We start from the raw sequence: 13,951 nt of genomic DNA on the forward strand, positions 1-13,951 counted from the left end.
CGATGTGGGTGGAGAAGGTGGTGTGGCGGCAGTGGTCGGACCAGTAGGTGTCCACCACCCGGACCTCCGTGATGGTGGGGTCCCGCTTCTCCGTGTCCCGGAAGTAAGCCTGGAGGAATTTGAGGTCGTCCAGGTCCATGGCGAGGCCCAGCCGGTCCAGCAGGGCGGACAGGTCCGCTTCCTCCATGGCGGTGAAGCCCGTCAGCGTCTCCACCTTTTTGGGGGCGGCGTGGGCGCGGACCAGGGTCTCCGGCTTGTCCAGCGCGGCCTCCCGGCTCTCTACGGGGTTGATGACATAGTTCTTGATCTTCGCGAGGTCCGCCGGGGACAGAGCCCCCTCCAGGAGGTACACCTTGGCGTAGGACACCAGGGGTCGCTCCGCTCCCGCCAGGAGCTGGACGCACTGGGCGCAGGAGTCCGCCCGCTGGTCGAACTGCCCCGGCAGGGCCTCCACGGCCAGGACGGTGTGGGGACCCTCCGGCAGGGGGCAGTCCTCCTCATAAAGGAGGTCCGTCTGGGGCTCGGAGAAGACGATGGTTTTGGCCCGCTGGAAGACGCCGGCGTCCATGTTTTCCACGTCGTAGCGGTTCAGCAGCCGCAGTCCCGTGAGGGCGGAGACGCCCAGAATGGTCCGCAGCTCGCTGAGGAGTCCCCGGGCCTCCAGCCGGAGGGCGGGCTTCTTTTCCACGTATACGCGTCTTACCATCTTCCGCCCTCCATGGCGGCCAGGGCCCGCCTGCCGATGTCCCGGCGCAGATATTTGCCTTCAAACTCGATTCGCTCTGCGGCGGCGTAAGCGTCCTGCAAAGCGGCGTCCAGTGTCCCGCCCACGGCGGCGACGCCCAGAACCCGCCCTCCGCTGGTGACCAGGGGCCCGTCCTCCGCCGGCTTGTCCCCGGCGTGGTAGACGGTGACGCCGGCGGGCAGGTTCTCTGGGATGGTGATCGCCTTGCCCGTTTCATAGCGGCCGGGATAACCGCCGGAGGCCAGGATGACGCAGGCGGCGGCGCCCTCGCGCCACTCCACGTCTAAATCGCCCAGGGTCTCGTTTTCCACGGCCTGCATGATGGTCAGAAGATCCGTCTTCAGCAGGGGCAGAACCACCTGGGTCTCCGGGTCGCCGAAGCGGCAGTTGTACTCAATGACCTTGGGCCCGCCGGGGGTGAGCATGAGGCCGAAATAGAGGCAGCCCTTGAAGGGACAGCCCTCCGCCCGCATGGCGGCCAGGGTGGGCAGGAAGATGGTTTCCATGCACTCCGCCGCAATGGCTGGGGTGTAGCAGGGATTGGGGGCCACGGCGCCCATGCCGCCGGTGTTCGGGCCGGTGTCCCCATCCCCTGCGCGCTTGTGGTCCATGGAGGAGACCATGGGGACGATGCTCCGGCCGTCGGTAAAGGCCAGGACGCTGACCTCCGGGCCGGTGAGGAACTCCTCTATCACGATTTCGTTTCCGGAGTCGCCAAAGGCCCGGTCCTCCATTATGAGTTTGACGGCGGTCTCCGCCTCGTTCAGGTCCCGGGGGATCAGAACGCCCTTGCCCAGGGCCAGACCGTCGGCCTTGACCACAATGGGGAAGGACGCTTCGCTCCGCAGATAGGCCAGGGCCCCGGCGGGGTCGGAAAAGACCTCGTAGCGGGCGGTGGGGATGCCGTGCCGTTTCATCAGGTTCTTGGAGAAGACCTTGCTGGCCTCGATGCGGGCGGCCTTAGCGTCCGGACCGAAACAGGGGATGCCCACCTCGTGAAGGCGGTCCACACAGCCCAGGGCAAGGGGGTCGTCCGGGGCGACGACGGCGAAGTCCACGGCGTGGGTCCTGGCAAAGTCCACAATGCCGCCAATGTCCTTGGCGCCGATCTCCGGGAAGCAGACGGCGTCGGCGGCGATGCCGCCGTTGCCGGGAAGGGCGTAGATGGTTTTCACCCGGGGGTTTTCTCTCAGCTTTTTGATGATGGCGTGTTCGCGGCCTCCGCCGCCGACAACGAGCAGATTCATGAAAGTCCTCCTTAGTGATGAAACAGGCGCATGCCGGTGAAGCACATGGTCATGCCGTACTTATCGGCGGCGGCAATGACGTGGTCGTCCCGAATGGACCCGCCGGGCTGGACGATGTACTGCACGCCGCTCTTCCGCGCCCGCTCCACGTTATCTCCGAAGGGGAAGAAGGCGTCGGACCCGCAGGTCACGCCGGTGAGCTGTGCGATCCAGGCTTTTTTCGCCTCCGCCGTCAGGGGCTGGGGGCGCTGCTGAAAGACGGACTGCCACGCCCCGTCCGCCAGAAGATCCTCCCACTCGTCGGAGAGGTAGACGTCGATGGCATTGTCCCGGTCTGGGCGGCGGATGCCGTCCGTGAAGGGAAGGGCCAGCACCGCCGGGTGCTGCCGCAGCCACCAGTTGTCCGCCTTGCCGCCCGCCAGACGGGTACAGTGGATGCGGCTCTGCTGGCCCGCGCCCACGCCGATGGCCTGGCCGTCCTTCACATAGCAGACGGAGTTGGACTGGGTGTATTTCAGGGTGATGAGGGCAACCAGCATGTCGGTCCGCGCCTGGGGAGGGAGGCTGCGGTTTTGGGTTACGATATTGGAGAGGAGGCCGTCGTCGATTGAATACTCGTTCCGCCCCTGCTGGAAGGTGACGCCGAAGACGTCCTTATACTCCTGAGAGGCGGGAACGTAGCCGGGGTCGACTTGGACGACGTTGTAGCCCCCCTTCTTTTTGGTTTTCAAAATCTCCAGGGCCTCCTCCGTATAGCCGGGGGCAATGACGCCGTCGGACACCTCGGCCTTGAGATACCGGGCCGCGGCGGCGTCGCAGACGTCGGAAAGAGCGGCCCAGTCGCCGTAGGAGCACAGCCGGTCCGCCCCCCTGGCGCGGATGTACGCGCAGGCGATGGGGGAGAGGTCCGCGCCGTCCTCCACAAAATAGAGCGTCCGGTCCGTCTTGCTGAGGGGCAGGCCCACGGCGGCCCCGGCGGGGGAGACGTGCTTGAAGCTGGCGGCGGCGGGGAGGCCTGTGGCCTCCTTCAGCTCCCGGGCCAGCTGCCAGGAGTTCAGGGCGTCCAGGAAATTGATATAGCCGGGCTTGCCGTTGAGAACGGCGATGGGCAGATCGCCGCCGTCCCGCATGAAGATGCGGGAGGGCTTCTGGTTGGGGTTGCAGCCGTATTTCAGTTCCAGCTCGTTCATGGACATAGGCTCCTTTCAGTTTTCCGGCAGGTCGAAGGGCTCGGGGCGGAAGGTCCCGTCCTCTCCCCGGACGAAGGCGCTGCGGCAGGGGGCGTCCAGCAGGGGGATGACCTCGGGGTCCAGGTTGCAGACGGTGTTGAGATCGTAAACGCCGGTGTGGCGGATGTCGGCGATGTACGCTTCGCTCTCGTCGCCGGAGAAGAAGCGCCAGCCGCTGTCCGGGAAGCCCTCCTCCGGTTCCTCCCGATAGCACCAGCCCACCCGGCACCCGTCCACGGCGACCCGGTCCGTGAGGAAGCAGCCGTTGGGTCCCTCCCAGTCCGGCAGGTACATCTTCATCTCCGAGGGCCAGAGGCGGTACTCCTTTTCCCGCTGGGGGACGTACCAGAGACCGCTGTCCCAGGCGGCGTCGTTGGCCAGCAGCGCCCGCACCAGGTCCATCCAGAGCCGCTGGGACTTCCGAAGTTCCGGCAGCGCGGCTCCCTGGCGGAAGTTCCAGTACAGCGCGCCGCAGACCAGGCTGGCGGCGTACTCCTCCCAGCTGCCGAAGGCCTGGGCCTGGACGGCCTGCTCCTCCGCCAGCGGGTCGAACTCCTCCCGGGTCAAAAGGCCGCAGGCCAGGCCAGCCCGGAGGTGCCCCATGCGCTCGCTGACGTCCCAGGCGAGATAACCGTGGTGCCCCACCAGGGAATAGAATTGGGCGGAGAAGTCCCGGGCGGAGACGAAGAAGGAGGCGGCGTCCGGGTTCAGCGCCGCCGTGTCAAAGAGGGGGCGGCCTTCCCAGACGGCCTCGAAGTCCAGATAGTCGTCCTGACAGCGGAACTGCCGGCCGCAGAAGTCCAGGAGGCTCTCCTTGTCCCGGATGCCAAAAACCGTCTGAAGATGGACCCGGCAGGCGGCGGCGTCGGCCTCCGTCGGGCAGAGGGGCAGAGTGGTGAAGGAATCCGGTCCGGATTCCTTGGGGCTGGGGATGCCGGGGGTTTTCCGCAGGGCGGGAACGCCTGCCAGCAGGGCGAGGAAAGCGTCCCGTCCGCAGGGGCGGCGCTCCCGGCGGGTGCGGGAGAGCAAGGCCTGGATATCCCGCTCCAGGCCGGTGCTTTGAGGGTGGAAGTCACGCAGTTGAGAGCGATCCATAGAAACCTATCCTTTCCGTTCCCCGGCCAGACGCCGGGAAACCAGCTCCGCCGCCTGGGGCAGAAGCACCCATTCGGCCTGTTCCATCACCCGGCGCTGGAGGGTTTCCGGCGTGTCGCCGGGGAGGACGTCCACTGCCTTTTGCAGGAGAATCCGCCCCCCGTCCGGGATTTCGTTTACCAGATGCACAGTGGCGCCGGTGACCTTCACGCCCCGGCGCAGGGCCTCCTCGTGGACCTTCAGCCCATAATACCCCTTGCCGCAGAAGGCGGGAATCAGGGAGGGGTGGACGTTCAGAATCCGGTCCGGCCAGCGCGTCACAAACGCCTCGGACAGGATGGAGAGGAAGCCTGCCAGTACGATGATGTCCGCCCGGTACGCGGTGAGCTTTTCCGTCAGCCCGGCCTCGAACTCCGCTTGGGCGCGCCCCTTCCGGGGCACGGCGAAGCCGGGGACGCCGTGGTGTTTCGCTCGCTCCAGGGCGTAGGCCCCGGGGTTGCTCGCCAGGACCACCACGATCTCACCGTGGGGAATCTCCCCCCGTTCCTGGGCGTTCAAAAGGGCCTCCAGATTCGTTCCGCCGCCGGAGACCAGGACGGCGATTCTTGCCCGGCTCATGGGGCGGGGGAGCAGGTCTCGCCGAAGGAGACGCCCGCGTCTCCCCGGCGGAGTTCGCCCACGACCGCCGCGTCCGCCTCCCCGGCGGCCCGCAGAAGGGCAAGGGCCTGCTCCGCCTGGTCCCGGGGAACCGCCAGCACCATGCCAAGGCCCATGTTGAAGGTGTTGTACATGTCGTGCCGGGAGATGTTCCCCCGTCTGGCGATCAGATCAAAGATGGGAGGATGGGGCAGCGCGGACGGGAAGAGGCGGGCCTCCAGGCCCGGGGGCAGCATCCGGGGGATGTTCTCAAAGAAGCCGCCGCCGGTGATGTGGCTGGCGCCGCGGAGGGCGACGCCGCTGGACAGCAGGGTCTGGACGGCTTTGACATAGATTTTCGTGGGGGCCAGCAGGACTTCGCCCAGGGACCTGCCCTCCAGCTCCTCCAGGGGGGCGGCCAGATCGGCGTGTTCCACGTCAAAGACCTTCCGCACCAGGGAAAAGCCGTTGGAGTGGACGCCGGAGGAGGTGAGGCCAATCAGGGCGTCCCCCTCCCGGACCTGACTGCCGTCAATGAGTTTGGGCCGGTCCGCCAAACCCACGGCGAAGCCCGCGATGTCATAGTCCTCCCGGGCCATGACGCCGGGGTGCTCGGCGGTCTCGCCGCCGATGAGGGCGCAGCCCGCCTGGATGCAGCCCTCCGCCACGCCGGAGACGATGGAGGCGACTTTTTCCGCCTCGTTTTTGCCGATGGCGATGTAGTCCAGGAAGAAGAGGGGACGGGCCCCGCAGCAGATGATGTCGTTGACGCACATGGCCACGCAGTCGATGCCGATGGTGTCGTGCCGGCCCAGCAGCTGGGCCAGGCGGAGCTTGGTGCCCACGCCGTCGGTGCCGGAGACCAGGACGGGCTCCGCCATTCCGGAGAGGTCCGGGGCGAAGAGGCCGCCGAAGCCGCCGATGCCGGAGACCACGCCGGGAATCCGGGTGCGCTCCACAAAGGGCTTCATCCGCCGTACGCCCTCGTATCCGGCGGTGATATCCACGCCGGCGGCGGCGTAGGCTGCGGAATGGGAGTTTTCCATGGTAAACCTCCTGTTGCAAAGGCGGCAATCTGCCGCCCTCGTTTTATCAGATGCGGCGCGGGGGACGGGCGGCAGATTGCCGCCCTTACGGGGTTATTCCTCCCCGGTCCAGCAGTAGGTGCAGATGTTGTTCCTGTCGATGCCGATGGCCTCCAGCAGGCCGTCCAGGGACTGATAGCCCAGGGAATCAAAGCCCATCTCCTCACAGATGGTGCGGAGCATGCACTGGCCCCGCTCCGTGGCGGCGTCGGCGTACTCCGCCAGGTGGTTCTGGCCTTCCTCCCCCTCCAGGGCCTGGATGGTCCGGCGGCTGAGAAGCTCCATGTCGGAGTTGCTGCGGGAGAAGTTCAGATACTTGCAGCCGTACATGATGGGGGGACAGGCGGAGCGCATGTGAACCTCCTCCGCGCCGGACTCGTAGAGGAATTCCACCGTCTCCCGGAGCTGGGTGCCCCGGACGATGGAGTCGTCCACGAAGAGGAGCTTTTTGCCGCGGATGAGCTCGTGGACGGGAATCTGCTTCATCTTGGCCACCTGGTTCCGCACGTCCTGACTCTCCGGCATGAAGGAGCGGGGCCAGGTGGGGGTATACTTCACAAAGGGCCGGGCGAAGGGCTTCCCGCTGCGGTTGGCGAAGCCGATGGCGTGGGGGACGCCGGAGTCCGGGACGCCCGCCACGTAGTCCACCTTCGGGAGCTGGCCCCGCTGGACCTCGTCCCGGGCCATGATCTCGCCGTTGCGGCAGCGCATAACCTCCACGTTGACCCCCTCGTAGCAGGAGTTGGGATAGCCGTAGTAGGTCCAGAGGAAGGCGCAGATGCGCATGTCCTTCCCGGCGGGGGACAGGGTCTCCCACCCGGCGGCGGTGATGCGGACGATCTCCTGGGGGCCCAGCTCATAGGCGTCCTGATAACCCAGTTTATGGTAGGCGAAGGACTCAAAGGAGACGCAGCAGCCCTCCTCGCTCCGGCCGATGAGCACCGGCAGGCGGCCCAGACGGTCCCGGGCGGCGTAGATGCCCTGGGTTGTGAGGATGAGGATGGTCATGGAGCCCTCGATCTGCTCCTGGGCGTAGCGGATACCGGAGACCAGGTCGTCCTTTTGATTGATGAGGGAGGCCACCAGCTCCGTGGCGTTGACCTTGCCGGAGCTCATGGCCATGAACTGGTGGCCGTGGTCGGAAAAGTACCGCTCCACCAGGGCCTCGGCATTCTGGATGATGCCCACGGTGGAGATGGCGTACAGCCCCAGGTGAGAGCGCATCAGCAGGGGCTGAGGGTCCGTGTCGCTGATGCAGCCGATGCCCGCCTGCCCGTGAAAGGAGCCGAGGTCCTTTTCGAACTTGGTGCGGAAGGGGGTGTTTTCGATGTTGTGAATCTGGCGGTGGAAGCCCTGGTCCCGGTCATAGACGGCCATGCCGCCCCGGCGGGTGCCCAGGTGGGAGTGGTAGTCCGTGCCAAAAAACACGTCCAGCACCACGTCCCGTTTTGAAATCACGCCAAAAAAACCGCCCATTAGCAGCCTCCTTTCACAGCGCCTTGCTCATCCGGCGCATGACCTCCGCGTAAGCGTCTTCCACGCCGCCCAGGTCCCGGCGGAAGCGGTCCTTGTCCAGTTTTTCATGAGTCTTGGAGTCCCAGAGACGGCAGGTGTCGGGGCTGATCTCGTCGGCAAGGACGATGGTCCCATCCTCCAGCCGGCCGAACTCCAGCTTGAAGTCCACCAGGGTCACGCCGCAGGAGGCCCAGAAGGATTTGAGAAAGTCGTTCACCTGGAAGGCGTAGTTCTTGATGGTGTCGATCTCCTCGGGGGTGGCCAGCTTCAGGGCCAGGGCGTGGTACTCGTTCAGCAGGGGGTCCCCCAGGCCGTCGTTCTTATAGGAGAACTCGATGGTGGGCGCGTCGAAGACGATGCCCTCCTCCACGCCGTAGCGCTTGGCGAAGGACCCGGCGGAGAGGTTGCGGATGATGACCTCCAGAGGGACGATGGAGACCTTTTTCACCACGGTCTCCCGCTCGCTGAGCTCCTCCACAAAGTGGGTGGGGACCCCGGCCTTCTCCAGCCTGGCCATGAAGCGGTTGGTCATCTGGTTGTTGATGACGCCCTTGCCTGCGATGGTGCCCTTTTTCAGGCCGTTGAAGGCGGTGGCGTCGTCCTTGTAGTCCACGATGCAGAGGTTGGGATCGTCGGTTTGAAAGACCTTCTTGGCCTTGCCCTCGTAGAGCTGGTTCAGCTTTTGCATGTTGTATTCCTCCGTCAAGTAGATTGGTGATGAATGGACCGCGGGTCAGATTTCCGCCTGTAGGGCGGCGTCCTTTTTCTCGATCTGGGCGGCCATGTCCCGCCGGACGGTGTCCAGCCAGGCGGCGAGGCTGCCGTCCTCCACCGCCAGAATCTGGGCGGCCAGCACGGCGGCGTTCTTGGCCCCGTTCAGGGCCACGGTGGCCACGGGGATGCCGCTGGGCATCTGCACGGTGGCTAATAAAGCGTCCAGCCCGTCCAGGGCGCCCCCTCTGATGGGGATGCCGATGACGGGCAGGGTGGTGTTGGCGGCCACGGCCCCCGCCAGATGGGCGGCCATGCCGGCGGCGCAGATGATGACGCCAAAGCCGTTTTTCCGGGCGTATCCGGCGAACTCCGCCACGACGGCGGGACTGCGGTGGGCGCTCATGATATGGGCCTCATAGGGGATGCCGAAGGCGTCCAGCTCGGCGCAGGCGGAGCGGACCACCGGCCAGTCGGAGTCGGAGCCCATGAGCACAGCAACTTTTTTCATAGCAGATTCTCCCTCCAATCACAGTTTCTTTCTCATGACGGTGTGGCGGAAAATGCCGTCGGCGAAATACTCAGCGGAGCAGAACACCGGCTTGCCGTCAATGTCATAATCCACTTCCTCCATATAGAGCAGGGGCGACCCCACGGGGAGCTGAAGAATGCCGGCGAGCTTTTCGTCCGCCGGGACGGCCCGGAGGTCCGTCAGATCCAGGTAGGGATACACGCCGCAGCAGCGCTGGAGGAAATGGAAGATGGGCATCTTCAGGTCCTCCTCGGTGTAGTCCTCCTGAATCAGAGCCTTCTCGATGACGTCCTCACAGTAAATGGCGGGACGGCCGTCCGCCGTACAGAGGCGGGAGACCCGGAGCATGGGCGTTCCCACGGGGAGACGGAGCTGGGCGGCGGTTTTCTCGTCCGCCGCCTCGTCCCAGGCACGGGTGAAGGCCACCGCCGGGGTGAATCCATTCTGCCGGATCATGTCCAAAAACTCGATTTCGATGTCCATCCGGGTCTGGACGTCCAGTACGTGGCGGTTGATGATGGTGCCCACGCCGTGGCGGCGGGTGATGAAACCCTCCCGCTCCAAAGAGGCCAGGATGTCCCGCAGCTGGGTGCGGCTGATGCCCAGCTTGACGGAGAGCACACTCTCCCGGGGGAGGCGCTCGCAGTGGGCGTATTCACCGGTGCGCATGGAGGCCAGAAGCTGGGCGCGGATGACTTTGGTATGGGATGTATGACTGTTCATTCGAAATACCTCGTTCTGATGGAGATTCCGGAAAAAGAGCGTTCGCTCTCTGGTTGGATAGGTCATACCTATTGTATCCGTTTGCGGGCGGGACTGCAATTGGCAAAATTGACAGTTCCTGGGGCATTTTGCCCGCCGGCTTCTTATATATTTTCAGAGGCGGGCCGAAAGCAAAAGAACGCCCCCGGCAAAAGCCGGGGGCGTTCCGGGAAGATCATTCCAGAATATAAACGGTGCAGGTACGCCTGCCGAATTGAATGCACTCGTCATAGGTGTCGTAATAGAGGTCGATTTTGTTGCCTTTGACGCCGGTGTCCTCCGCCACGGCCAGACCGTAAACGACGTTGCCGCCGGCGACGACGTACATCCGGGTGCCCAGAGGAATGACGCTCTTGTCCACGGCCACCGAGCCCACATGAACGGCGGTGCCGCTGGCGGTGCGGGTGCCTACGCCGCCGTGGCCGGTGGTGTAGGCGGTGGCGGTCATGGTGCGGACGCCGGAAAAGTTCAGCGTTGTGCCGTCCTTCAGGTGCAGCGTGCCGCTGCCGTCGGCGTTTTCCGTGACGCTGGCAATGCCGCCGCCGGTCTCGCCATGCTCCGCCAGAACGGCGCTCTCTTCGGAAGAGGAGGAGGGTTCGGGCTTGGGCTTGGCGGTGCCGTATTCCACAATGCGGTCCACTGCGGTGGTGTCCAGCTCCTCCACAAACTGGCGGGAGAGCTCCGCCCCGTTGGACCAGACCACCTCGTAGACGGAGGAGCGGACGCCGTCGGCTCCTTCCTGGGTCACGTTCTCCTCTCCCTCCGGCAGGTCGGGGTTGGCCACCCGCACGGTGTTGAAGGAGACTTTTTCCGTCACGTAGTCATAATACGTGAGGTCGGAGGAGACGCTCAGCTCCACGCCGGTCTCCGAGAGCTTTACGCCGATCATCTCCAGAGGGCTGGGCGTGATGTGGAGGCGGCTGAGAAGGGTGGACACGCTCTCCTTCCTGGACTGGAGCGTGAGGCTGGCCCCCTCGTGCCGGACGGTGACGGCGGCGCCTTCTTGAAGCATGATGTCATAGCCCCGGCTGCCGTTGGAGACATAGACCATCTGCGAGGACAAGTCCGGGGGCGCCTCCTCCTGGTCCGGCTCCAGAATGATGGCGGCGTCGTCCGCCCCGGTGATGAGAAACAGAGAGTCCGCCCAGCCGGTGGCGGAGAGGCCGGTGACGACGGCGGCCGCCAGACAGAAAAGCAGCATGCCGCCGCGCCTGCATAGGGTGTATAACAGGTTTGGTCGTTGGTTCGCGTTCAAGTTCATACCCTCCTAAAGGTTATTTCACGGCCGGGACCCGGGAAAAGAGTCCTGGTTTCGGCTCTGCCCGAGGGGGCAGGGAAAGGCCGTGGGAGTCCCCGGCGGGGGAGTATTGAGCGGCTGTCTTCCGAGAAGAGCCCTCACACAAAGGGGCGGACGGGGCCGCCCGGAGAGCGGGGAAAACAACTTGTAACTTTTGTTACCAATGGGGAAACTGGGCTTAGTATACACCTTATCCCCCACTTTTGTCAAGCCTTTTGCCGTTTGGCGGTATAATTATCCCCACTTTTGACCCGTTTGGACAAGAATTGACTGGAAAAGATTCGAAAACAAAAGACAAAATAGTTACAAAACGGTAACGGTTTTGGAGAGGACAGGCAGAAGCGCGTTTCCGGGATGGAAAAAGGCAGAAGTGGACATTTTCCAAAATTCATGCTATGATGCAGGCAGAAAACCCACGCCTTGGGAAGAGAGGAGCTTTGATTCATGAACATTGGAAGCGTGTCCATTTCCTCCAGATTGGCCTTGGCTCCCATGGCCGGCGTCACGGACGCCGCCTTCCGCCAACTGTGCGCGGAGTTGGGGGCGGGCTACACCTGCACAGAGCTGATCTCCTCCAAGGCGCTGTGCTATCGGGACAAAAAAACGGTTTCTCTGCTTCGCCAATTCCCGGGGGAACACCCTGCTGCCGTCCAGATTTTCGGCAGCGATCCGGTTTGTATGGCGGAGGCCGCGCAGATTGCCATCGAGCACAGCGGGGCGGACGTGCTGGACATCAACATGGGCTGCCCCATGGGAAAGATCGTCAACAACGGCGACGGGGCGGCGCTGATGCGGGACCCGGAAAAGGCGGGGCGCATCATGGAGGCGGTGGTCAAGGCGTGCCCTGTTCCCGTCACCGCCAAGTTCCGCCGGGGCTGGGATATGGGCAGCTGCAACTGCGTGGAGTTCGCCCGGGTGCTGGAGCAGGCGGGGGCCTCCGCCGTGGCGGTCCATGGCCGGACCCGGGCCCAGGTGTATAGCGGGCAGGCGGACTGGAACTGCATCCGGGAGGTGAAGGAGGCGGTCGCCATCCCCGTCATTGCCAACGGCGACATCTGGAAGCCGGAGGACGCGGCGCGCATTCTCCAACACACCAAGGCCGACATGGCCATGGTCGGCCGGGGCTGTTTCGGCAATCCCTGGCTGTTCCAGCAGGCGGCGGCGGCGCTGGAGGGAAGGCCCGTTCCGCCGCTGCCGCCTCTGGCGGAGCGGTGCGGCCTGGCGGTGCGGCAGTTTGAGCTGGCGGCGGAGTACAAGGGAGAGCGGACGGCCATTCTGGAGGCCCGGCGGCATTACTGCTGGTACCTGAAGGGCGTGCCCTATGCGAATTATTATAAGGAGCAGATTGTGCGGATGAATACGCTGGAGGACGTGTACCGCGTGACCCGCGGCATTCAGCGGGACCTGAGAGACGAAAGACGGGGGGAGGAGCGGACATGACCGGGCTGCGGGAACAGGAGTGGATTAACGCCGCCCGGGCGGGGGACCAGGACGCGTTTGCAGAGTTGATCCAGCTCTATGAAAAACGGGTGCTGGCCCTGACGCAGCGAATGTGCAAAAACCCCGAGGACGCGGCGGAGGCCGCGCAGGAGGCGTTTTTTGCCGCGTGGCAGGGACTGAAGCGCTTCCGGGGGGAGAGCAGCTTTTCCACCTGGCTCTACCGGCTGGCCTCCAACGCCTGTGTGGACCTGCTCCGGCGGGAGGGGCGGCGGCAGGCGGCCGCCTCTCTGGACGACGAGGACTTGAATCTGGATATGCCCGCCTCGCTTCCCTCCCCCCAGGAGGAGGCGGAACGGCGGGAGCTGCGGGAACAGATCGAGAAAGGACTCCAGACCCTGCCGCCGGAGTACCGGGCGGTGCTGGTGCTGCGGGAAATTCACCAGCTGCATTACGAGGAGATCGCGGAAGCGCTGGGCGTGGACGTGGGAACGGTGAAGTCCCGGATCAGCCGGGGACGAAAGCGATTGCGAGGATTTTTGCTGGAAAGCGGGAACTTTTCTCCGGCACCGCCGTCTAAAGAAACAGGAAAGGAGGGCCGGTCATGAAATACTGTGAGGAATACGCGGCCCTGCTGGATTCCTATGTGGACGGCGAGCTGGAGCCCGCGGAGATGGTCCGGGTGCGGGACCACCTGGAGACCTGCCCCGGATGCCGGACCTATGTGGACGACATATTGGTCATGAGAGCCGGATTTCCGGAGGCGGAGGACACCGTGGCGCCGGAGGGGTTTGCCGCCGGCGTGATGGAGCGGATTCAAAAAGAGCGTATAAAAGAAGAAAAGCTGGTTCGGATGCGGAAACGGTCTTCCCGGCGCTGGGCGGGAACCCTGACGGCGCTGGCCGCCTGCTGCGGTCTGGTGATCTGGGCGCAGACGGGCCTGGGGAATGCGGGCAGTTCCAATAAAGCGCCCGCCGGGGCTGACCTGAACGCGCCTGAGGCGTATTGCGGGATTACCGAAGACGAGGAGACCGGAGAGGCCGAGGGGGTTCCCCAGACGCCTCAGGCCAGTCTGAAAGAGGAGGCGGCCGCAGAGGACCGGGCGGAAATAAAAGCGCGGACAACGGCGGGGGAGAAAAGCGGCGCGGACTCCTATGACTACGGCGAATACGCAGGAGACAGCGGCGCACCCACGGAGGCCGCCGCCCCGAGGTCGGTTTCGCCGGCGCTGGCGGCGTCCGCTCCCAAACAAGCGGAGGCGCTGCGCCTGAGCGCCGCTGAGGCGGGAACGCTGCTGGACGGCTTTGAGCCGGTATGGGAAGACGACGCGGAACAGGGCTATGAGCTGACTGCCCAGGAGTATGCGGCGCTTTTGGAGGCGCTGGGGCGGGAAGCCGCGCTGCCGGAAGGGGAGAACATTCGGTTTCTGGTGGTGGTGACGGAGCCCTAGAAGTACTCTGCTTTGCGTCCGGATGGGCCGGTCCTTCGAGGAGGACCGGCCTTTTTGGCGGGAGAATCGGGAATGATGTTGTAGGAACTGCATAGAGGTCATACCGGAATTTTGCCGTTTCGCCGTTATTTTACAAAAAAGGAGAAAAAAGGCGGAAAAGTAGTTGACAAAGAGCGGATGATCTGGTAATCTAACAAAGCTGTCTGACAC

At 64.5% G+C, this 13,951-nt stretch carries 13 protein-coding genes and 1 pseudogene; 3 read left to right on the top strand and 11 right to left on the bottom strand.

Going from position 1 to position 13,951, the window contains the following annotated elements:
• The 11 genes and pseudogenes from QZ329_RS12460 to QZ329_RS12510 all read right to left on the bottom strand — a co-directional run.
• Positions 1 to 706 (bottom strand): annotated as a pseudogene (locus QZ329_RS12460) (phosphoribosylformylglycinamidine synthase); the annotation flags it as partial.
• Entirely contained in the window at positions 700 to 1,992 is a 1,293-nt protein-coding gene (purD, locus tag QZ329_RS12465) for a phosphoribosylamine--glycine ligase (protein ID WP_295753083.1), read from the bottom strand. The pseudogene QZ329_RS12460 and the gene purD, both read right to left, overlap by 7 nt.
• Before the next feature lie 11 nt (positions 1,993 to 2,003).
• On the bottom strand, positions 2,004 to 3,182 hold the full coding sequence (locus QZ329_RS12470; RefSeq protein ID WP_295753085.1) for a phosphoribosylaminoimidazolecarboxamide formyltransferase: 1,179 nt from the start codon (positions 3,180 to 3,182) through the stop codon (positions 2,004 to 2,006).
• Between the two features lie 15 nt (positions 3,183 to 3,197).
• Positions 3,198 to 4,316, bottom strand: a complete 1,119-nt coding sequence (locus QZ329_RS12475; RefSeq protein ID WP_295753087.1) for a DUF2185 domain-containing protein — start codon at positions 4,314 to 4,316, stop codon at positions 3,198 to 3,200.
• 6 nt (positions 4,317 to 4,322) lie between these two features.
• On the bottom strand, positions 4,323 to 4,934 hold the full coding sequence (gene purN, locus QZ329_RS12480) for a phosphoribosylglycinamide formyltransferase (protein WP_295753090.1): 612 nt from the start codon (positions 4,932 to 4,934) through the stop codon (positions 4,323 to 4,325).
• A complete protein-coding gene (gene purM, locus QZ329_RS12485) occupies positions 4,931 to 5,998 on the bottom strand; it encodes a phosphoribosylformylglycinamidine cyclo-ligase (protein ID WP_295753092.1) in 1,068 nt (355 codons plus the stop codon). The genes purN and purM overlap by 4 nt, the downstream gene beginning before the upstream one ends.
• 93 nt (positions 5,999 to 6,091) lie before the next feature.
• Positions 6,092 to 7,513: an amidophosphoribosyltransferase gene (locus QZ329_RS12490; protein ID WP_295753093.1), complete on the bottom strand. Its 1,422-nt coding sequence runs from the start codon at positions 7,511 to 7,513 to the stop codon at positions 6,092 to 6,094.
• Positions 7,514 to 7,526: 13 nt separating this feature from the next.
• On the bottom strand, positions 7,527 to 8,240 hold the full coding sequence (gene purC, locus QZ329_RS12495; protein WP_295753096.1) for a phosphoribosylaminoimidazolesuccinocarboxamide synthase: 714 nt from the start codon (positions 8,238 to 8,240) through the stop codon (positions 7,527 to 7,529).
• Between the two features lie 45 nt (positions 8,241 to 8,285).
• On the bottom strand, positions 8,286 to 8,774 hold the full coding sequence (gene purE, locus QZ329_RS12500; protein ID WP_295753098.1) for a 5-(carboxyamino)imidazole ribonucleotide mutase: 489 nt from the start codon (positions 8,772 to 8,774) through the stop codon (positions 8,286 to 8,288).
• A gap of 18 nt (positions 8,775 to 8,792) precedes the next feature.
• Positions 8,793 to 9,518 (bottom strand): GntR family transcriptional regulator, encoded by a 726-nt coding sequence (locus QZ329_RS12505; RefSeq protein ID WP_295753099.1) that lies wholly within the window; start codon positions 9,516 to 9,518, stop codon positions 8,793 to 8,795.
• 214 nt (positions 9,519 to 9,732) lie between these two features.
• Positions 9,733 to 10,758 (bottom strand): G5 domain-containing protein, encoded by a 1,026-nt coding sequence (locus QZ329_RS12510; RefSeq protein WP_295753101.1) that lies wholly within the window; start codon positions 10,756 to 10,758, stop codon positions 9,733 to 9,735.
• A 540-nt stretch (positions 10,759 to 11,298) separates the two neighbouring features.
• Between QZ329_RS12510 and dusB the strand changes: the two genes are divergently transcribed.
• Genes dusB through QZ329_RS12525 form a run of 3 tightly spaced genes read left to right on the top strand, consistent with a single transcriptional unit; the run spans position 11,299 to position 13,741 of the window.
• On the top strand, positions 11,299 to 12,294 hold the full coding sequence (dusB, locus tag QZ329_RS12515; RefSeq protein WP_295753103.1) for a tRNA dihydrouridine synthase DusB: 996 nt from the start codon (positions 11,299 to 11,301) through the stop codon (positions 12,292 to 12,294).
• Positions 12,291 to 12,899 carry a sigma-70 family RNA polymerase sigma factor gene (locus QZ329_RS12520; RefSeq protein WP_295753105.1) on the top strand — a complete coding sequence of 203 codons (609 nt, stop codon included), beginning with the start codon at positions 12,291 to 12,293 and terminating at the stop codon, positions 12,897 to 12,899. Before dusB ends, QZ329_RS12520 begins: the two co-directional genes overlap by 4 nt.
• Complete coding sequence (locus QZ329_RS12525; RefSeq protein WP_295753108.1) at positions 12,896 to 13,741, top strand: zf-HC2 domain-containing protein; 846 nt, start codon at positions 12,896 to 12,898, stop codon at positions 13,739 to 13,741. The genes QZ329_RS12520 and QZ329_RS12525 overlap by 4 nt, the downstream gene beginning before the upstream one ends.
• Positions 13,742 to 13,951 lie beyond the last annotated feature (210 nt).

The sequence above is a fragment of the uncultured Oscillibacter sp. genome (assembly GCF_910579365.1).
In the GTDB taxonomy this organism is placed as follows: domain Bacteria; phylum Bacillota; class Clostridia; order Oscillospirales; family Oscillospiraceae; genus Oscillibacter.